The organism is Neochlamydia sp. S13 (genome assembly GCF_000648235.2).
Classification (GTDB): domain Bacteria; phylum Chlamydiota; class Chlamydiia; order Chlamydiales; family Parachlamydiaceae; genus Neochlamydia.
This window is the reverse complement of the sequence record NZ_AP017977.1, coordinates 1,092,324-1,112,693: the sequence shown is the minus strand read 5'-3', so window position 1 is coordinate 1,112,693 and position 20,370 is coordinate 1,092,324. Positions and strand designations below refer to the sequence as shown.

12 protein-coding genes and 3 pseudogenes are annotated in these 20,370 nt (G+C 37.4%); 11 read left to right on the top strand and 4 right to left on the bottom strand.

Features of this window, described 5'->3' with window-relative positions; genetic code table 11:
- Positions 1–295 precede the first annotated feature (295 nt).
- Positions 296–1,276 (top strand): tRNA (adenosine(37)-N6)-threonylcarbamoyltransferase complex transferase subunit TsaD, encoded by a 981-nt coding sequence (tsaD, locus tag TY21_RS04255; RefSeq protein ID WP_042238810.1) that lies wholly within the window; start codon positions 296–298, stop codon positions 1,274–1,276.
- Positions 1,277–1,664: 388 nt separating this feature from the next.
- Positions 1,665–4,202, top strand: coding sequence for a leucine-rich repeat domain-containing protein (locus TY21_RS04250; protein WP_052354289.1), 2,538 nt, complete (start codon positions 1,665–1,667; stop codon positions 4,200–4,202).
- 52 nt (positions 4,203–4,254) lie between these two features.
- Here TY21_RS04250 and TY21_RS11440 read toward each other — a convergent pair.
- Positions 4,255–4,743: pseudogene (locus TY21_RS11440) on the bottom strand (IS630 family transposase); the annotation flags it as partial.
- Positions 4,734–5,040: pseudogene (locus TY21_RS11745) on the bottom strand (IS630 transposase-related protein). The pseudogenes TY21_RS11745 and TY21_RS11440, both read right to left, overlap by 10 nt.
- A gap of 564 nt (positions 5,041–5,604) precedes the next feature.
- Here TY21_RS11745 and rpmG point away from each other — a divergent pair.
- The 5 genes and pseudogenes from rpmG (at position 5,605) to TY21_RS04205 (ending at position 10,872) form a co-directional block, all read left to right on the top strand.
- Positions 5,605–5,763: a 50S ribosomal protein L33 gene (gene rpmG / locus TY21_RS04230; RefSeq protein WP_079979843.1), complete on the top strand. Its 159-nt coding sequence runs from the start codon at positions 5,605–5,607 to the stop codon at positions 5,761–5,763.
- 61 nt (positions 5,764–5,824) lie between these two features.
- Positions 5,825–7,756 carry an ABC transporter permease gene (locus tag TY21_RS04225; RefSeq protein ID WP_042239539.1) on the top strand — a complete coding sequence of 644 codons (1,932 nt, stop codon included), beginning with the start codon at positions 5,825–5,827 and terminating at the stop codon, positions 7,754–7,756.
- 1 nt (position 7,757) lies between these two features.
- Positions 7,758–8,450 (top strand): ABC transporter ATP-binding protein, encoded by a 693-nt coding sequence (locus tag TY21_RS04220; protein ID WP_042239541.1) that lies wholly within the window; start codon positions 7,758–7,760, stop codon positions 8,448–8,450.
- 395 nt (positions 8,451–8,845) lie between these two features.
- Positions 8,846–10,470 (top strand): annotated as a pseudogene (locus TY21_RS04210) (IS1634 family transposase).
- Positions 10,471–10,662: 192 nt separating this feature from the next.
- Positions 10,663–10,872, top strand: coding sequence for a hypothetical protein (locus tag TY21_RS04205; protein WP_042236840.1), 210 nt, complete (start codon positions 10,663–10,665; stop codon positions 10,870–10,872).
- A 22-nt stretch (positions 10,873–10,894) separates the two neighbouring features.
- Here the strand turns inward: TY21_RS04205 and TY21_RS04200 are convergent, their stop codons facing one another.
- Positions 10,895–12,283, bottom strand: a complete 1,389-nt coding sequence (locus TY21_RS04200) for a transposase (protein WP_130589529.1) — start codon at positions 12,281–12,283, stop codon at positions 10,895–10,897.
- Here TY21_RS04200 and TY21_RS04195 point away from each other — a divergent pair.
- The 3 genes from TY21_RS04195 to abc-f all read left to right on the top strand — a co-directional run bounded on the left by TY21_RS04195 (position 12,272) and on the right by abc-f (position 17,419).
- Positions 12,272–13,945 (top strand): leucine-rich repeat domain-containing protein, encoded by a 1,674-nt coding sequence (locus TY21_RS04195; RefSeq protein WP_130589528.1) that lies wholly within the window; start codon positions 12,272–12,274, stop codon positions 13,943–13,945. The two genes, TY21_RS04200 and TY21_RS04195, sit on opposite strands and share 12 nt — an antisense overlap.
- Positions 13,946–14,296: 351 nt before the next feature.
- Positions 14,297–15,382, top strand: a complete 1,086-nt coding sequence (locus TY21_RS04190) for a thioredoxin domain-containing protein (protein ID WP_079979818.1) — start codon at positions 14,297–14,299, stop codon at positions 15,380–15,382.
- 126 nt (positions 15,383–15,508) lie between these two features.
- Positions 15,509–17,419 (top strand): ribosomal protection-like ABC-F family protein, encoded by a 1,911-nt coding sequence (abc-f, locus tag TY21_RS04185; protein ID WP_042239043.1) that lies wholly within the window; start codon positions 15,509–15,511, stop codon positions 17,417–17,419.
- A 507-nt stretch (positions 17,420–17,926) separates the two neighbouring features.
- Here abc-f and TY21_RS04180 read toward each other — a convergent pair.
- Entirely contained in the window at positions 17,927–18,883 is a 957-nt protein-coding gene (locus TY21_RS04180) for a hypothetical protein (RefSeq protein ID WP_197725085.1), read from the bottom strand.
- Between the two features lie 324 nt (positions 18,884–19,207).
- Between TY21_RS04180 and TY21_RS04175 the strand changes: the two genes are divergently transcribed.
- A complete protein-coding gene (locus TY21_RS04175; RefSeq protein WP_042239046.1) occupies positions 19,208–20,110 on the top strand; it encodes an enoyl-[acyl-carrier-protein] reductase in 903 nt (300 codons plus the stop codon).
- Positions 20,111–20,370 lie beyond the last annotated feature (260 nt).

The following is a 20,370-nucleotide window of genomic DNA, read 5'->3' as shown; positions in this document are numbered from 1 at the left end:
TAAAATAAAGGAGTTTATAAAGGCATGGGTAGCCAGTGCTTAAGGTAGCTTTTCTTAAAAATTTTTGCTAGCTAGCTTTATCTGCATTTCACCAAATAAAATTCTCGTCTAGCTTATTCATTAAAAGCAAAAAAGCATACTTGAATGGCCTTGAAATAGCCCGGCTAGAATGATAAACCAATTGCCAATTTATCATGAGTTTATTTTCCCTCTTTTGCATTTGAGTAAAGCCAAACCATCATCCCAAAAAATAGAATAGATTTACAAATAGCCTCTGTAGTAACTTATATTGCTTATGTTAGTCCTAGGAATTGAAACAACATGTGATGAAACTGCCTGTGCAGTAGTAAAAGACGGAAGAGAGATTCTTTCTAATGTCGTCTTTTCCCAAATTGACTTACACCAAGAATTTGGAGGAGTTGTTCCGGAGCTAGCTTGCCGTAAACATGTCGATGTGCTTTTTCCCGTCATCGATCAAGCTCTCCAAGAAGCTAATTGCAAACTTGAAGATATTGACCTTTTTTCAGTCGCCTATGGTCCCGGGCTGATCGGCGCTGTGCTTATAGGCTTAAATGCTATTAAAACAATAGCGCTGTGTATGAATAAGCCTTATATAGGTGTCAATCATGTCGAAGCTCATCTATATGCTGCCCTCATGTCAAATCCTCATGCCGAATTTCCATGCCTTGGTATTGTTCTTTCTGGAGGACATACGAGCCTTATATGTATGCACGAGATAGGGAAATATGAATTGATAGGCCAAACCGTAGATGATGCAATTGGTGAAGCTTTTGATAAAGTCGCTAAAATTATGGGATTGCCTTATCCTGGTGGCCCTCCTATCGAAGCATTAGCGGAGAAAGGATCTAGTTTACGCTATCCTCTAAAAGCGGGTACTGTAAAAGGCAAGCCTTTTGACTTTTCTTTTAGTGGCCTAAAAACTGGAGTCTTATACACTTATAACTTAACGTCTGATAAATCTGATTTAGCAGCATCCTTTCAATATGCCGCTTTTACCGACATTTTGAAAAAGACCCTACAGGCTGCAGAAAAATATAATTGTAAAACCTTAGTTTTTGGTGGTGGCGTCACTAATAATAAAGCGCTGCGTAAGATGTTTATAGAAAAAGGTAGCCACTATCCACAATATTGGCCATCTCCCGGACTAAGCTTGGATAATGCAGCTATGATAGCAGGGCTAGCTTATCATATTTATAAACATAAAGGCAGAGGCGATGATTTGACGCTAGAAGCTGCCACCTCCATTTCTTTTTAATCCATCCTAAGAAGGTGCTCCAAAACCTATCTTTTCCTTAACATGATCCTAGGAGATTGAAGTATAAATCATAGCTTGTGAAGTTGTTGGTAAAGTATTCATAATTCAACCTTATGCTTATAAAGATTTACTCTTAAGAAAAGATCTTGCTTTTAAAATAAGAATTTTTTTCTTTGAATGTTTAAGAGGAATTTACTTAAAAAATAATAGATAGGATCTTAATTTAAGGTAACATCTTCTAGAATTTTTTTGTTTATCGAATAATAGTTGCTAAAAAATAAAAAAAAAGATCATTTTTATCATAAATAAGTCGATGCAATTTAGTAAAAAATCAAGTCTAACTTGATTTTGAAGAAAAAGTTTAATTTATATTTTAATGGAGCTAAATATGATGCCGCCAACTTCCCCTTCTAGCACCCAGGCAAATGCTCGTGCCCTCCCTACAGAGAATACAAAAGATGCTCATGTAGGAGAACCAGCGAAGCAGGCAGTTACTTCGTTGCCTTGTGGGCATACCCTCAACAAAGACGATGAGATTTATTGTTTAGCTTGCCATAAGCTTGGCCTAAGGGATAGCAAGGTTATTGAACAGTATACACCCAACTACGACACTCTACCGGCCTTCTTGCAGGACAAGAATAATTCTAAAAAAGGAGAATACGATTTATTTCTAAAAGATTTAGTGAAAAAAGACGCCATGCAATCAATTCATACATATGAAAAATCTCAAGCTTATTATGAAAACTCTTTTAAACAGCTTGATCCTAGACTCTTATTAAGGATAGGAATAGATTCTTTGGTCCTAGGCGACTTAAATCTAAAAAAAATATCAGATAATCAAGAGGAAGAGTTACTCGACCAGGAAAGCAAAGAGTCAAAGGGTAAAGAAAAAGTAAGTGATAAAGAATCGGAAGAATTATTAGAAGAGATTAACAAAGTTAGGCAATTGGGAGCAGAGAAACTGCAGCAGATACACCCAAGCTCTTCTCCGCTTTCCCCATTAGCTCCTCAACCTTTTATTTCTACCTCTTCTTCGCCTACACCTCCGACTAATTTGCCTACAGGTCCAACTTATATTCAAGTTCTTTCTCCTCAATCTACCATCACCATTTCGATGTCCTCACTTTACAAAGAAATTCTCCAGATTCATTTTCCTGAAGAGAACGGGGATTTTACAGAGCAAGCTAGCATTTTAGATAAAATTTACAAAATTAAGCCAGATTGCTCGGTTGAAGAGAAAGTCGTTCATATCTTTTCGAAACTTTTTACTTTATCGGCCTATCTTGCCCCTGTAGAGCTTGAAAAGACTCCAAAAAAATCCAGGGCTTTTACTCTTTCTAATTATTTCTCTTATCTACTGAATATCAACCGTCTCTTACTATGGCACAAGCTACCTGGAGGAGCAGAGTACTTAAACCAACCAAAAATTAAAGCCCTATCTTTGAAAGAAAAAGGAGAGCTATTAAGCCAATGGATGGAAGTTCATGCTAAAACTATTACACGCTTAGATTTAAATTTTTCCGGCTTAATCATGTTACCCTCAGAAGTGGGAAAGCTTTCTCAGCTACAAGAGCTTTGTATAGGCGGCAACCAGCTAACCATTCTTCCTGCGTCTATCGGTCGCCTCTCTAAACTTAAAAAACTTGTAGCATCAAATAATCATCTGACAGCTCTTCCCACAACTATTGGACAGCTTTGTCAGCTGCAGCACCTGTATTTAAGCCATAACCAGATAAACACTCTCCCTGCAACCATTGGACAGCTTTCTCAGCTGCAATCCCTCTCATTAGATAACAATAAGCTAGCTGTTCTACCTCCTGAACTCTTTCAGCTTTCTCAATTACATGAACTTTCCTTAGATCGTAACAGACTAACTGTTCTTCCTAAAGAAATTGGACAGCTTCCTCGGTTGCAGCAGCTAGGCTTAAACGATAATTATCTAACTGCTTTACCTACAGAAATAGATCAGCTTTTGGAGCTTAGAGAGCTTGGATTGAATAATAATCATTTAGTCTCTCTGCCTACAGCTATTGGACAACTTTCTAATCTGGAATGGCTAACATTAGCTAATAATGATCTAACTGCTATTCCTCCAGCTATTGGACAGCTTGCAGGGCTGCAAATGGTGGACTTAAGTCGCAACCAATTAACTACTCTACCTACACAGTTAGGACAACTCTCTCAACTGCAAGAGCTCTACTTAAGCCACAATCAACTAACCATGATTCCTCCCGCCATAGGGCAGCTCACTGCGCTTCGTGTACTGGATTTAGACCACAACCAGCTAAATACTTTACCTATAGAAGTAGGACAGCTTTCTAAGCTGAAAAATCTTAAATTAAGTCACAACCGGCTAAGCATTATTCCTAAGGCTGTGGGGCAGCTCTCTAAATTACAAGAGCTTGGCTTAAGCTACAACCAACTAACTGCCCTTTCTACCATCATCGGACAGCTTACTGCGCTTCAAACCCTTGGTTTAAACCATAACCAATTAGCTTCTATTCCTACCGACATAGGAGAGCTTCTTCTGTTAAAAGTGCTTGATCTGAGTGATAATGAGTTAAATGCTCTTCCTGCAGCCCTTGCACAGCTTTCTCAGCTGCAATCACTTCACTTAAGCAATAACCAATTAACTTCTATTCCTAAAGCTATTGGACAACTTCCTCGGCTGCAACACCTTGACTTAAGGCGCAACCAGCTAGCTATTTTGCCAGCAAAGTTAAGGCTTCCTGCACTGCAAACGATTGACTTAAGCCACAATCAGCTAGCTACCATTCCTGCAGGCTTCAGCCAGTTTTTACAGTTGCAGCAGCTTTCCTTTAATAATCATCCCATAATACCTCCTCCTCAAGTACCTAATCTTAAAAAGCTTATATTAGAAGGTAACCCCGTTCATGAAAATGTTATGAATAATAAAAGATATTAAAACGATTAGGTAAGTTTCAAGTATAGTGGTTTGAATTTTAAATTTCTAGTCATTAACATATACTTAAAAAAGAGTAATCAATGGTTTGAGCAAGAGTCGAAAACTTACTTATATTTGCTGCTACAATCTTCTTAAAATTAGCCCAAAAGGTTTCAATAGGATTTAAATCTGGAGAATAAGGCGGTAAAAATAAAATCTCACACCCTGCCTTTTTAATAAGTTCATCAGTGGCTTGCGATTTATGGAAGGTAGCATTATCCATTATCACAACTTGTCCTGCTTTAAGTTCAGGTATCAATATTTTTTCTAGCCAAATGTTAAACAGAAGAGAATTACAAGTACCTGTATAACAAAAAGGAGCTAAAATTTTAGACTTGCATTTAGCTGCTATAAAGCTTTCTCTAGCAAATGAACGACCTGCTATAGCACCATAAATCTTTTCTCCTATAGGTGATCTTGCATGCTGGCGCTGTAAGTAGGCATTTATCCCACTCTCATCTATGTAAATCCTATTTTCTTCCGGAATGTTTTCTAGCTTTTGTCTAAACTCCTCTCGTTTATTCTCATCTCTTTCCTTGTAGAAGGGTGTCTTTTTTTTAAAGTGATTTTCAGTCTTTTACAGGCATAAAAAACTGCAGTTATTGTCACTCCGAATGCCTCAGCTATTTCTCTAAGGTATGCATCCGGAGTTTGTTATATATAATTTTAGCTTTTCACTATCAATTTTACTGGGGCTCTGCCGTCTTTTTTTAGGAGCTAGGCAACCTTGTTTTTTCCGCTTAATCCAGTTTGTTAACGTGCGAACTGTTACGCCAAACACCCCACTAGCTGTGGCCATTGAGCCGCCATTCTCTATATAATTCAAAGCTTTCTTTCTTAAATCGTGTGAATATACCATGCCAATTGATTATACATATATCCTTAGAAAAATAGAATTCAAATAACTATATTTAAATGTAATAAATGCAAAAGGAGAGGAAATGCTTCTTAGCAAATCAGCAAACATAGTGTGAATCATTAGTATAGGTCTTAACTTGTGAATGCTCAGCTAAGCATATTTGGGTTAATAGAATTCCAAATCTCTCTCCTCCCGTGGAACCTGCCGTATTGAAAGTCATAAAAAATTTAAGTTCGATTTTTTCATAGAAAGGTTAATAAGTTGTTAGCATTTAACATCTTCTTTAATAAAGCTTGGGAGTTGAAGATAAGGGGCCTACTATCAAGGATCTACCCATACCCTCTTCTATCCATTTATAAAAAATCTTTTTTATGGAGTTTACTGCGAGGGAATTTCTTTCAACAGGAAGTGCTTGTCTTAACATTTAACTCTTGAGATAAAATGCTATTTAGCCATATAGTTATAGGTTTATAAATTATGTTGAAAGTTTTCGGAGTTTAAAAAATGGCCAGTAGAAAAAGAGAAAAAATTAAGCTTAAAAGTTCCGCCAGTCACTACCATTATCATACAGTAAAAAACAAGACAAATAGCCCCGAGCGTATGACCTTAAATAAGTTTGACCCAGTGGTACGTAAGCACGTTGAGTTCAAAGAAACCAAATAATCTTAAGGGAAAGATAAACCTTTCCCCTTCCCTTTAAATCCCTATTTAATGACGGACAAGCATGTTTGAATTATCTGTCGCATGCAAATATTTAAGACCCCGCTGGCGGCAATTGTCTGTGTCTATTATTAGTTTAATTTCCATATTAGTCATCGCACTTGTAGTATGGCTAATCGTAGTTTTTTTTTCTGTAACAAGTGGTTTAGAAAAACGCTGGATAGAGAAATTAATCGCTCTCACTGCACCTGTCCGCCTTACACCCACTGAAACTTATTATAATTCCTATTATTACCAAATTGACAGCATTAGCGAGAACTCTAACTATACCTTGAAAACCATTGGTGAAAAATGGCGAGCTGATCAGTCGGATCCCTACGACCCGCAGCTTGATATAGAAGTTCCCTTTAATTGGCCTGCACCTGATAGAGAAGAGGACGGATCGCTTAAAGATCCTGTAAAGAAAGCTTTTTCTATTATCAAGAATTTGCCTTACTCTCCCTCCATAAAAGCACGTGATTATGAAGTTTGTGCGAGCAATTTGCGTCTTCGTATGCTTCGAAAAACCCCTGAGACTAATCCTACTTTAACACAAGCCTTCTTATCACAGGCTACTTACCTAGGATCTCTAGATAATGAAAATTTGGCTATTTTAAAAGCGACTCTCCCTATTACAGATGCCGATATTAACAACCTACTTTATACTCTTTCTATTGCCTCTGAAAATGTTCAAGAAGATCATCCCGCTTCAGCTGATAGTGTTAATCAGCAACTCTTAAGAGAAAGATTGAAAACTTTTTTTAAGTATACTGAGGTTAATTGGCTAAAAACTCCTCCTGCTGGATGGGCTCTTCCCACTGTCCTTCAAAAAAATGCCTCGCTACCTAAACAACTTCCTGGTGGTTTCCAAATGAGCGCCCTGCCCATTTTGGAATCATTAAATAAAATCCTCTATCTACAAAAAATACTATTTGATGTGAGTTTTGAAGTGGAAGGACATCAAGTTAGCGGACGCATTCCTATGGGAAATTTGCTGATTGCCCATCCTAAGATAAAAACTCATTTTAATAACTCTCCTCCCCTTTCTCCTTTTTGGTTTTACAAAGTAGGCAATTCGCAAGAAGATTTAAAGGTGTTTTTACCTAAAGATGCTGCTTTAGGGGAAGGGATTTTGCTACCCAAACCTTTTCGTGAAGCGGGAGTGTTGCTTGGTGATCGCGGCTATATTTCCTTTCAAATACCTACCGTAAGTGCTCTGCAAGAACAACGCATTCAGGTATTTGTAGCTGGCTTTTATGATCAAGGCTTAATCCCTGTTGGGGGCAAGTTTATTTTGGTAAACGAGGCCTTAACTAACTTAATTGCATCCGCACAGCATAATAGCCAGGCACAAAGCAATGGAATTAACCTACGTTTTTCAGATTTAAGCAAAGTGGACGAAATCTATGGTAAACTGCAGCAAGCCTTCGAAGAAGCAGGCATTGCTCCTTATTGGAAGATTGAAACCTACCGTGACTATGATTTTACCAAGGATATCATTCAACAGCTGCGTAGTGATAAACATTTATTTACGCTTATTGCCATCGTTATCATTATCGTCGCCTGTTCAAATGTTATCTCCATGCTAATTATACTGGTTAATGACAAAAAGCTAGAGATAGGAATCTTGCGCTCCATGGGAGCATCATCAGCAAGTATTGCCGGTATTTTTGGGTTTTGTGGAATGACCATGGGACTAGCGGGAAGCATCATAGGTATTGGAGCGGCTTTGCTTACACTTAGGCATTTAGAGTTGCTTGTCACTTTTTTAAGTAAGCTCCAAGGCCATGAAGCCTTTAATCCTCTCTACTATGGTGATAGCCTACCTAACGAGGTCAGCATGGAAGCTTTATTGTATGTAATAAGTTTTACTGCTTTAATCTCATTATTCTCAGGCCTTGTACCTGCCGTAAAAGCAAGCTTGCTACGCCCTTCAACTATTTTAAGAGCGGAATAAGATGGAAGAAATTATTTTGCAAGCTAGCGATATCAGCAAAGCTTATCATTACCCTGCCAAAGTATCGATTTTAAATAACATTAACTTAGTTGTTAAGCGTGGGGAAACAGTAGCGATAACAGGACGCTCCGGCGAAGGTAAAAGCACTCTATTACAAATCTTAGGGACTTTAGAAAAGCCCTCCTCTGGACGATTGGCTATTGCCGGGCAAACCATTAACCCTTTTAATTGCAGAAAAATTAGAAACCAGCACATCGCCTTTATTTTCCAATCTTTTCATCTTTTAGAAGACTATACCGCGCTAGAGAATATTCTGATGCCAGCGCGTATCGCCCGTAAATCTATTGCTAAAGGAAGTAAGGCTTATCAAAGAGCTTGCTCTTTACTAGAGCGCGTAGGCTTAGAAGACCGCGCCTACTTTGATACCAAGCTTTTATCGGGTGGAGAAAAACAGCGCATAGCGATTGCTCGTGCACTTTGCAATGATCCTGATATTATCTTTGCCGATGAGCCCTCTGGTAACTTGGATAAGCAAACAGCGCAAGATATTCATCAACTTCTGTTAGATTTTGCTTCTGAAAAAGATAAAGCAATAATTATTGTTACACACGATGATAAGCTTTCAGATCTTTGCAATATAAGATATTTCCTAGAAGAAGGGGTCCTCAAGCTTAATTCTCCCTCACTTTTCTAAATTTTCGCTAATGAATATTTCAATAATAGAAATACTCGTTAATAGAGCTTTTAGCTTTGCATGCAGACTTTAAACCCTACATTATCTAACTTTGTTTAGCTTGAGAAAGGATCTTCTGGCCATCCTTACTTCTCTAGCAAACAGGCCCTAGAGAGAATAAATGGAGTTAGGGCTTTAACTTAAAATCATGCTGAGGATTTTTCTCATTAAATTTTAATTGCTTGCTTAGAACAAAAAATGAATTCGAAGAGAGTCAAGAGCAAAGAATAAAGAAAAAAAAACAGCATTTATTTACTTCTAACTTACATTCCTCAGCAAAAAAAATAATTAGGAATTTTGAAGGCTAATCGGGTAAGATGTTTTCTTTAAAGGTTTAAACTAAACGACTGAAAGTTATGCAAATAGATACGCAAAACGTCGATCATTTAGGATTGGTAGCTGGAATGTGTGAGGAAATAGGGTTAGTTGACCTTATTGATCAAGCAGTAGGTAACCAGGCGAAGAATAAGCATTTAACCTATGGGCAAGCTGTTAAATGCATGATCTAAACGGATTGGGATTTGTAAGTCGGACGCTTTACATATATTCTGAGTACTTTGAAGACAAACCCATCGATCATTTGCTAGGTACGCCAGTCATTCCCGAGCAGATTGATGATAATGTTTTGGGGAGAGCGCTGGATAAGTTATTTGAGTTGGGAGTGACCGAGCTTTTTACTAAAATAGCTTTACATACAATCAAAGTGCTGGGCATCCAAGTAAAAAGTTTACATTTAGATGCCACAAGCTTTCACGTAGATGGAAACTATGAGAGCCTATTAGAACAAGGAGAAGCATGCATTCGCCTAGTGCAAGGCTACAGTAGAGACCATAGGCCTGATTTAAATCAAGCCGTCTTGCAGCTTATCACCTCCAATGAAGGCAATATTCCTTTATACATGCAAGCGGCTGATGGCAATAGCAGTGATAAGGCCGCCTTTACGCAAATTGTTGGCGAACATCTTAAAAGCTTTCGGCAAGCGGTAGAGAATCGTTATATAGTAGGAGACAGAGCTCTTTACACGCCAGCTACCTTACAAGTTCTTAAAGAAGAACAAAGCTTACTTGTCACGCGTGTGCCCATGCAAATCAAAGAGGCTAAAGAGCTCATATTTGAAGTGCCTTACGACAAGACGGTAGAGATAGCAGAAGGCTATCGAGCTTTTGAAAGTACCTCTTGCTATGCCGGTATTGAACAAAGATGGGTAGTTATCTTTAGCCAAGCGGCCTATCAAAGAGAATGCCGTATTTTAGCTAAGCATTATCTTAAGGGTAGTGAAAAAGAATCTAAAGCTTTCTTTAAGTTTATAAAGCAAGAGTTTTCATGCCCAAACGATGCTAAGCGCCAATTAGATAAGTTTGCAAAAAAGCTTAAACATATACAAATTATAGAACCTCAAGTTATAACAACTCAAAAGCATACTACATCTGGTCGACCAAAAGCTGGGCAAACACCTTCTATACTTAGCTATCGCCTAGAAGGTACAGTAGCTTGCTCTTTGCTTAACAAAGCAGAGTTAGAGAGGAGCAAAGGGTTTTTCATCTTAGCAACTAATGACATGGACGTAACTGCTTTTCCTGCTCAAGAGTTATTGAAAACATATAAAGCACAGCAAAGTGTAGAAAGAGGATTTAGATTCTTGAAAAGCCGCGATTTCCTTGTCTCTTCTTTCTTTTTAAAAAAGCCAGAAAGAATAGAAGCTCTTTTAATGGTAATGACTCTATGCCTTTTAGTCTATTCTGCGCTTGAATATAAAATTCGAGAAAAATTGCGAGAAAATGGTGAGAACTTCTTAAATCAGCTTAAGAAACCTACGCAAAAGCCAACCACACGCTGGGTGTTTTTCTGTTTCCTAGGCCTGCATATGGTCTTTATTGACCATAAAAAATTGCAAATTACCAATTTGAAAGAACGCCATAGAATTATCCTTAGATGCTTAGGGCCTCCTTACCAAAAATTCTATTATTCTGAAATGTGGTGAGAAATCACGGTTCTAAATGAATTATTTATAGATACTTATGGCTGCAGGTGGGCTATTAAAGAAAAATAGAGATAAGGCTTTTCTCTTTTTTATCTATTAAAAATAAAATTTGCTTAAATAAGAAGAAAAAGAGTAAGTTTTTGGCAAAAAGGTAAGGTAATTTCTTATTACAAAACTTCAAGGAGCCTATATATGATGCCGCCAAGTTCTACTCCTAGCACCCAGGCAAATTTCCGCACTACAATCTCAGAGAATATAGAGGATGCCATCTCAGGAGAACTGATGACTCGGGCAGTTACTTTGTTTCCTTGTGGCCATACCTTTAACGAAGATACTGTGATCCAATGCTTAGCGCGCAATAAACTTTGTCCACTAGATAGAAAGCTTATTGAAACTCGATGATATACTTTTTTATTCTTGACAGTTAGGCAACTTTTCTTGATGACTCAAAAGTTACATTTTCTTGTACTGCATTTAAATGTTTACGAGAAGGCCTTAAAACAAAGATTTCATCTAGCGTCTTTTCGAAATCACGGAAGAGTTCTTTTGAATTTTCATGCTCAACAATTTCTCTTACCACCTGACACAAAGCATCCACTCTAGACTTCTCTACTAGGCTCCCCAAGGTTGCTAAAGGGAGTTTGTTCTTAATGAAATTTGTTTGAGACAAATGAAAAAGAAAGCAGTGGTCAAACAGCAGGCTTAGAATCAAAGGTCGCTCTGATCCCTCAACGCCGCACTGTTTGGCCAAACTGCAAAACCCACAATGACTACTCCAATCTTCAATAAAAACCTCTACTAACCATCTCAAAGTATATCCTTGCATCACATCTTTCATATTCCATGAAAGATTTGCAGCCATAAGATAGCGATACTCATTTTCGCCCTCATATTTAAGGGCTATTACCAAGCGTTTTTTATGATGAGAAGGAACATATAACCTTGCTCCCCCGGCTTGCACCACATTTTTTTTATCACCGCGAATGAAAATTTCCTGATTCCAGCCTTTGTAGGCTTCAAAGAATTCTTGGCATGAGAGAGACTTTTTACCTCGCATGACTTTTTGATTCTTTCTAAGTTGAGTAATGATTTGCACTCCAGGCCAGATACCTTCTACTCCATCTACAAACAAGCTGTTGCCGTAAAGAGCATCAGCCAGTACACAAGTGACCTTAAAAGCAGGAAATTCACAGGCAAAATTTTTAAGTAATTGTAAAGCTAGTGTATACTTTTTTGGATATTCTATTGACCTTTTAGGCTCTTTTGGACGGTCTTTTTTAGAAATTCCCAACTTTTTTAGCTTCCTCACTTCCTGTTGCCATCTTGTGAGTACGGGATCAGGAGAATAAAAGGCAAAGGAGACGGGAATGCAAAATTTTTTAGTCACTAGCTGAAGAAATACTATATTTTGACCACAAAAATAACCACTAGTTTTTTTATCACGGATTTTATGTAAATGATGCAACTTCTCAGCATTTTTTGATCGACTGTGATCTTTATCATCGATAACAAGAACACCTTCTGTGATGCCATGTTTACGCAGGACCGCGCGAACACTACAAATTAGCAGCCTATTCCAAGCAATCTTAGCACGTCTAAACATGGCCGATAAAGCCATCTTTTTATAGCTATTAAGCCCAGCCCTTTCAAATTTTGCCCAACAGATTGAATTAGTAACTAATATTCCCATCAAACAAAAGGCTAGCCAACACCATTGAATTTTGGATAAATTATTATGAGGATTTTCTTGCTTGAGAGCAACTTCAAGTTGATTTAGATATTCTTTAATAAAGGGAAGCGGTTGGGAAAACATAGACGAAAAATTATTTTTAATGAATTGATAAGGTATAACAATATTTTATTAAAAATTAGTCAACAAGAAAAAAGTACATCATCGAGTGAAAGGCATGCGCCCAACTACACGGTCAGGCAACTGGCTGAAACGGCTGAATCTCATCCATTAGAAGAACTTAAGCATGAGCCTAATGAAGAAGCTGTAGGACATTTCTTAAGGGGTAAAGAACTTGCTGAACAAGGAGAGCATGCAAGTGCTATAGAAGCTTTACTGCAAGCTTTGCAATTAACTCCTACTTATGAAAAAGCTCAAGCCTATCTTGAATTTTGCCTTAAACGCTCCTCAGAAGCTTCTTCATCTTCACAGCAAGTCACTCCTCTTTTTTCGAGCAAAGATAAAAGCAAAGAAAAAAGCCTTTCTTCTACAGACTCTCCTAAGGAACGCTATACAGACCTCTTATTCGATCTGTTAGAAGAGTCTTCCATTCAAGAAAACTTGATTTTGAAGAAAATATTAGAGAATCAAGTGGAAGAGTTGATGAACCATGAGGATGAAGAACTGACCGAGAAAGAAAAGGTAAGCTATAAATGGACGGAAAAATTATTAGGAGAAAATAAAAGGGTTAGACAATTTGTCGTTGAAAAGCTGAAGCAAATCTATCAGGACTCCCCCTCTCTCCCCACAGTCACCCCTCAATCTTCTAATTCAATCTCTTCTTCATCTATTTCTTCAATTAAGGAAATTCAAGCTCTTGCTCCTCCATCTATCACTCCTGTTTCCATGACCTCGCTTTACAAAGCTATTATGCAGATTCATTTTCCTAATGAAAATGGGAATTTAATAAAACAAGCTGGTATTTTGGATAAAATTTACAAAATTAAACCTAATCTTCCTATTGAAGAAAAAGTACCTTATATTTTTCAAAAGCTTTTTACCTTAGCTGCTTCTCTTTCTCCTAGAGAATGGGAAGAGAAGTCAAGAGAAAGCATAACCTTCACTCTTTCTAATTATTCCTCCTATCTGCTGAATATTGACCGTCTTTTACTCTGGTGGGAACTACCAGGTGGAGCCAAGTACTTATGCCAACCACAGATTAAAGCTCTGTCTTTAGAGCAAAAAGGAGAGCTGCTAACAGGTTGGATAGAAGAGCATGTTAAAGACATTACCAACTTATATTTATTTGAGACAAGCTTGACCTTTTTGCCGCCAGAACTCTTTCAGCTTTCTCAGCTTCAATTGCTTGACTTAGGCGGCAGCCAGCTGACCAATCTGCCGTCAGTCATCAAACACCTCTCTCAGCTGCAATCACTTTCCTTGAGTGGTAATCAACTTACCTCTCTTCCTTCAGTCATTGGCCAACTTTCTTATCTGCAAACACTCGACTTAAGTCACAACCAGTTAACCGTTATTCCCATTGAGATAGAAAGGCTTTCTCAGCTGCAAAATCTTTTCCTGAAAGGTAACCAGCTAACGGCTCTGCCTGCGGAAATCGGGCAGCTCTACCAGCTGGAATGGCTTGACTTAAGCTACAACAAGCTAACAGCTCTTCCCTCAACTATTGGACAGCTTTCTCAGCTGCGAAATCTTTTCCTGAATGGTAATCAGCTAACTACTATTCCTGCAAGGATCCGGCAGCTTCCTCACCTATGGCGGCTTAAAGCTGATGGCAATCCTCTTTAAAACATATTAGAAACAGAGTGTAAGCATTTTTTAATAAGGAGCCATAGCGAGTCTAATAACCTTCTCGGCAAAAATATAGTGCTTAGCAGGAGATGCTCCTACGCTTGTAGCCCTTAATAAAAAATTTAAAAGTTACTCTTATTTAAAAAAGTAGACTCAACCCTTATTTCAATTAGTACTTTGATGAATAAGTCGATAGCCTTTTAGAATCACATAAAAAATGCTATCTAACGACTTCAATATCCCTGAATAGCTGAGATAGGATTTAGAAATTTTAGCGCCCAATAACTCTCTTGACAGTAAACTTAATATGTAATATTTTAGTATGAAAAAATTTACATATCGGGAGATATGGGTACGAATCATTCACTGATGCCTAAAGACTTACCAGCTAACAAATATCAAAAATATCTCAATGCGATTAGTAGTTTAGCCATCCTTGCCGGTGGGATATTCTCCATTATTTCTTGGCTACAAATTTGTACCCAGGAATGTGCGGCGACACATGATTACCGTTTATTTGGTTTCCAGCTGGAATATATTGGGATGATTTTTTTTCCTGTTCTATCTTTGTTACATTGGGGAGCCTATTATAAAAAAAATTTATCTTTCATGGCGGGAGTCATGCTGGCAGGAGCTTTAGGAGCTGAAATAGTTTTTATTTATGCTCAGAAAGTATGGATTGGTCAATGGTGTCCGTTATGCCTCTGTATTGCAGCTTCGATAGTAATTACTTCTTTAGCTTATCTTTTAAGCTACTTTAACCACTATAAACAACCTCTACCTGATTCAAAAAGGATTAAAATGGCGTTAAATTTACCCAAAGTGCTTGCAATTGTCATGGCTCTGATTACCGGCTTTTCTATAGCATCACTTGGATTAGCAAAAGTAGATGAATTGCAAGCGGCAGAAAATTCTATCAAAAATAGCATCGTCTTTGGGAATTTAAACAGCAAAATTGATGCTTATTTTTTTAGTGACTGGCATTGCCCTGCTTGTCGCCAGCTAGAGCCAAAATTAAAAGAGCTAGTTCCTACGCTTATGAAAAATACTCGCTTAACCTATGTAGATTTTGCTATTCATCCCTCTAGCTTAAATTTCACTCCTTACAACTTATCTTTTATGGTTCATGATAAGAATAAATATTTAGAGCTACGCGATTCTTTAACTCAGCTTTCCAGTGATACTGAAACCCCTACGGATGAGCAAATTGAGAAAATTGCTAAAGAGCAGGATGCTCACTACACTCAACTTAATTATTCTGAGGTTGCTCTTGGCTTAGAATATTTTAAGACTCTGGCTACAGAATTTGATATCGATAGCACGCCTACATTAGTTTTGGTTAATGAGAAAACTAAGAAAGGTAAAAAATTATATGGCGTGGCTGAGATAACAGAAGAAAATGTTTCACAAGCTATTAAAATCTTGAAAGAGTGATTAACCCCTTCTTAAGCAAGGTAAAATACCTTTTATTATCCAGGCTCTTTCCTACTAGATAGCTAGAAGGTTTTAAAGAGCTTTTAACTTTTTTAATTCTACTTTTTAAATCCCTTATTTCATTATATGATTTCTGCTACTAACCTTTCTATGCGTTTCGGAGGTAAAATCCTCTTTAAAAATGCATCTTTTCAGCTTAACCCCGGTAACCATTATGGCCTTATTGGAGCAAATGGAGCAGGAAAATCGACACTCTTAAAAATTCTTGCTAGGGACCTTACCGCTGAAGAAGGAGAATTTTGTATTCCTTCTCAACTAGCATTAGGCACACTAAAGCAGAATCATTTTTTGTATGAGCAGGTGCCTATCTTAGATACTGTACTGATGGGAAATGCAAAATTATGGAAAGCATTAGAAGAAAAAAATATCCTTTTAGAAAAGCCGGAGTTTGATGAAGAAGCCTGTCATTTATTAGCCGATCTTGAAAAAATTATTGAAGAACAAGATGGTTATTCAGCAGAAAGTGTTGCGGGCAAAATTCTTGAAGGTTTAGGGCTACCAGACCGTATCCATCATCAAAATTTATCTACTTTATCAGGAGGTTATAAGCTACGAGTTTTGCTGGCGCAGGTTTTGTTTAGTAAGCCTGACATCCTCTTACTCGATGAGCCGACAAACCACTTAGACCTTTATTCTATCAAATGGTTAGAAGGATACTTAAGAGATTTTCCGGGCACACTGCTTGTCAGTTCACACGATCGAGATTTTTTAAACGTGATTTGTGACTATATGTTAGACTTAGATCATCAAAAAATAACCCCTTATAAAGGTAATTACGAAGATTTTTTGAAAACTAAAGCAGCAGCTGTAGAGCAAAAAGAGCTAGCCTTTGCTAAGCAGGAAAAGCGCCGAGAGGATCTGCAAAATTTCATTGATCGTTTTAAGGCTAAAGCTAGTAAGGCTCGCCAAGCGCAGTCTAAAATGAGATTAGTAGATAAAATTGAAGATGAAATGGCTGAATTGGACTTTACTCCTACTTCTCGTTTATATCCTCGGCTTAAATTCGAGCCTCATCGCTCGTCTGGAGCCATTGTTCTTAAAGCCAAAGATATTTGCAAATCTTACGGAACCAAGCAAGTGCTACATCAAGTCTCTTTTGAAGTAGAACGGGGTGAACGCATAGCTTTAGTAGGCGCTAATGGGATTGGCAAGTCAACTTTATTGGAAATTTTAACAGGGCAATTAAAGTGCGAGCAAGGCTCTTGGGAATGGGGCCATGCTGCGCAAGTCGCCTATTTTCCCCAAGATCATCATCGTGAAGTCAACGGAAATATTTCTCTCTTGGAGTGGTTAAGTGAGCAAGATCCTCAAATACCTGAGCAAAAGCTAAGAGAAATTTTAGGACGTGTTTTATTTACTGGCGATGATGTAAAAAAGTCTGTTCAGCTATTAAGTGGTGGCGAAACAGCTCGCCTCATTTTAGCTAAGATGATGCTTCTTAAAGGTAATATCTTAATTTTTGATGAGCCTACTAACCACTTAGATATGGAAGCTATTGAAGCTCTTTTAGAAGCTTTAAATCATTACACGGGGACCATTCTTTTTGTTAGCCACAATCGCCATTTTGTCACTCATCTTGCTAAAAAGGTCATAGAGATAAGCGACACCGGCGTACAAACTTACGATTGTAGTTACGTAGAATACATTGAAAAAAGAGAAATGGATTTGCTCAGTAAAAATTTAAAGTCGGTAAAGATGAAAGCTGATGAAAAGCTAACTGAAAAGTCAAGTTATCAGGATCAAAAAAACCTACGTAGCCAAAAATCACAACAGGAAAAAATAGCAGCTCAAGTGGAAAAAAAATGCCATCAACTTGAAGAGCAAATCAAAGACCTGGATGAAAAAATGGCAGCAGCAGATTTTTATCTTCATACACCTAACGAAGAAATTCAAAGATTCATAGCCCAAAAAGAGAAGCTAGAAAAACAATTTGAAGAAGCTTTACAAGCATGGGAAGAAGCAGCCTCTTCTGTATAAAATAATAAGCATGATAAAACTGTCTGCTGATAAGGTGCTATCATGCTGCTTAGTCCTTTCTCCCCTTTTGTATTTTAGGAAAATAAAAAAAGGAAAGCTTTTTTAAGCATTTTTTCAATCAATATACTTTTGACAAAGAATTGCTTATGTGGGCAAAACTTGCTTATAAACATTATAGTTTTAATTATTTATCTTTCTAACGAAGATATTTCCCCTTATGCTGGAACATTACTAATTTACTGAGGCATTCTTTTAAGCAACCCTACCCTTTATCTTTTCAATATTTTAGGAACCCCCCTATAAATCTGTGTTAGAAGTCAGGGTATATAAGGATTCCATAAAGGCTTTTAGGTTAACTTGAGAAGCTTCTCCCCTCCCCCTTTTTTTTAACCATGGAATAGAAAAGACTTTTGTTAAAATAAAGATAGCTAATCTATCCCTTCAGACTTGCACTTCAATTTTTTCTCATTTCTTAATTTATTCGTAAGAAACTAGCTCCTTGGGCTCCTAAGCCTCAACTGACCAGGCGTGGGGATTTTTTAACCGCGGAATAAGCTGATGCATTTCTGGACCAATGATCTCAAGTAAATGTTTATCTAAATAAGTCTTTAGCTCGGGATGATGCTTAGCAAGCCATAAACGAAACTTAAAAGTTTTACTAAAAAGTTCTTGTTTATATACAGTGGGATCAGAAATATTAAGATTGACTACAAACTGTCCGACATCTATGTGAAAAGGGACAGTACCAATCGCTCCCGTATTTTGCATTAAAGCATGATCATTATCGGCATATCCCCGCTGATATTCTGACAATATCATTTTAAGAAGGTTGTCTATAAGCTTTTTTGCTTCATCCATTTGATTATTTGTAACAAAATTATTAATAGTCGAGCATAGCATAGTGGCTCGCTTTTGAAGCAAAAATTCCATTTCATCCATGTTAAGCTGATGAGCAAAACCTAACTTATCGTAAATAGTAAGGGACTTCTTTAAGTCGTGGCTTTTATTAAGATGCACATACACTAAACCTGTCTCTGGCTTTAAATGTTCATAAGCTATCTTCCAGCTTGTAAATAGCATATTAAGCTTATTATGTTTTTTTTCTATTTTTGCTAGCCTATAGCGATTGACAAAGGGAATAGAAGCAAAATAATCTAGCCAGGCTTGAGGTCGAAAACGTTGATACTTGATAAATTTTAAAACATATAAGCCATCTTCGCTTGCAAACACATAGGATTGGCATCCTTTTCCCAAATATCTAAATTTTTGAGAAAGGATTTGATGTAGATCTTCCTTTTCTGACAAGGACAAGGGAGGAGTGACCCATTTTTCATTATAAGATAAGTTAGAGCTGATATTACCTAGGGTAAAGCCTCCCGTCAAAGCATAATAAAGACGGCCTGCACCATAAGCGCATATAATAAATAGACTAAAAAGGAAAAAAAATTTTAAATACTTTTTCATAATAAGCTTTAGATTTGTGGTAAAATTTGCAAGCTGGGAGTTTTAAAGTAAAAAGATTATATTTTTGTTCTCATTCATACGCAAGCTATTTGTCAGTAATAGTAAGGGAGATTTTTAGTAGCATCTATTTAGAGTCTTTTTATTCATCTAAGCAACCAAGCGATAAGGAATGCATTTCGTTGGTAAGTATATGCTTTTAAGCTTAAGGTATGCTGAGATTAACTTTTATTATCTTAAAATAGGCAGTCAAAGCTTATGGGCAGACATCCCTTTACAAGATCACTATAATTCTCTATTCTATCGTTCTTTAACTGTGAGGTATATATGCTAAAAATTGATCTTAAAGGAAAAAAAGCTTTTATTGCCGGTATAGGTGATGATCAAGGGTATGGATGGGCTATTGCTAAATCCCTTGCGGAAGCGGGTGCCGAGATATTAATAGGGACATGGACACCTATGATGAGAATGTTTTGTAATAGTTTAGCTAGCGGTAAATTTGATGAATCACGTGTTTTGTCTGACGGTTCCCTTATGCAAATAGCCAAAATATATTCACTTGATGCCTCTTTTGACTCCATGGATGATGTGCCTGAAGAAATTAAAGAAAATAAAAGATATAAAGAAGCTACTGAATATACTATTTGTGACGTAGCTGAATCTATCAGAAAAGATTACGGTAAAATTGATATTTTCGTGCATTCTTTAGCTAACGGTCCTGAAGTTCAAAAAAGCTTGCTTGACACCTCCAGGAAGGGATATTTGGCTGCAATTAGTGCTTCGTCTTATTCTTTCGTAAGTTTACTTGCTCATTTAGGTCCCCTGATTAATGCAGGTGGAGCTACTCTTTCTCTTACTTACATTGCTTCTGAAAAGGCTATCCCAGGATATGGAGGTGGAATGAGCTCGGCCAAAGCAGCTTTAGAAAGCGATACACGCACCTTAGCGTGGGAAGCGGGACGCAAGTGGAACATTCGTGTGAACACAATTTCCGCAGGCCCTCTTCGCAGCCGTGCTGCCAAAGCGATTGGATTTATAGAGCGTATGATTGGTTATAGCGAGGCTAACGCTCCTCTAGCCAAAAGTTTACAAGCGACAGAAGTGGGAAATGTGGGAGCTTTCTTACTCTCCCCCCTAGCCTCTGCAATCACAGGCTCGCTTATCTATGTGGATAATGGTTTACACTCAATGGGAGTAGCTGTCGACAGCCCTACTTTATCGAGTGTGTAAGCAACAACATATAAAATTTTAAAATCTAGGTTGAATGGCTTCATGGATTCATGGATGCTTTCAACCTTGATTTTATCTGGAATAAAATATAACAAAATAAATATTTTAATTGATAAAAAGCAATTGCTAATAGGCTTTCTTTATTACCGGTTTGGATATCTTTATAAAAACTTACAAAATTTTTTATACCTTTTTGAGCCGCCTCTTAAGCACTCCTATATTTAATCAAACCTCTCTTTAAGAAGAGAGAGCGGCTAGGA

What these genes read in the sequence shown, in the direction of transcription:
- tsaD (WP_042238810.1), top strand. Translation starts at nt 296, where the DNA reads ATGTTAGTCCTAGGAATTGAAACAACATGTGATGAAACTGCCTGTGCA.
- TY21_RS04250 (WP_052354289.1), top strand. Translation starts at nt 1,665, where the DNA reads ATGATGCCGCCAACTTCCCCTTCTAGCACCCAGGCAAATGCTCGTGCC.
- rpmG (WP_079979843.1), top strand. Translation starts at nt 5,605, where the DNA reads ATGGCCAGTAGAAAAAGAGAAAAAATTAAGCTTAAAAGTTCCGCCAGT.
- TY21_RS04225 (WP_042239539.1), top strand. Translation starts at nt 5,825, where the DNA reads ATGTTTGAATTATCTGTCGCATGCAAATATTTAAGACCCCGCTGGCGG.
- TY21_RS04220 (WP_042239541.1), top strand. Translation starts at nt 7,758, where the DNA reads ATGGAAGAAATTATTTTGCAAGCTAGCGATATCAGCAAAGCTTATCAT.
- TY21_RS04205 (WP_042236840.1), top strand. Translation starts at nt 10,663, where the DNA reads ATGATGCCGCCAAGTTCTACTCCTAGCACCCAGGCAAATTTCCGCACT.
- TY21_RS04200 (WP_130589529.1), bottom strand. Translation starts at nt 12,283, where the DNA reads ATGTTTTCCCAACCGCTTCCCTTTATTAAAGAATATCTAAATCAACTT.
- TY21_RS04190 (WP_079979818.1), top strand. Translation starts at nt 14,297, where the DNA reads ATGGGTACGAATCATTCACTGATGCCTAAAGACTTACCAGCTAACAAA.
- abc-f (WP_042239043.1), top strand. Translation starts at nt 15,509, where the DNA reads ATGATTTCTGCTACTAACCTTTCTATGCGTTTCGGAGGTAAAATCCTC.
- TY21_RS04180 (WP_197725085.1), bottom strand. Translation starts at nt 18,883, where the DNA reads ATGAAAAAGTATTTAAAATTTTTTTTCCTTTTTAGTCTATTTATTATA.
- TY21_RS04175 (WP_042239046.1), top strand. Translation starts at nt 19,208, where the DNA reads ATGCTAAAAATTGATCTTAAAGGAAAAAAAGCTTTTATTGCCGGTATA.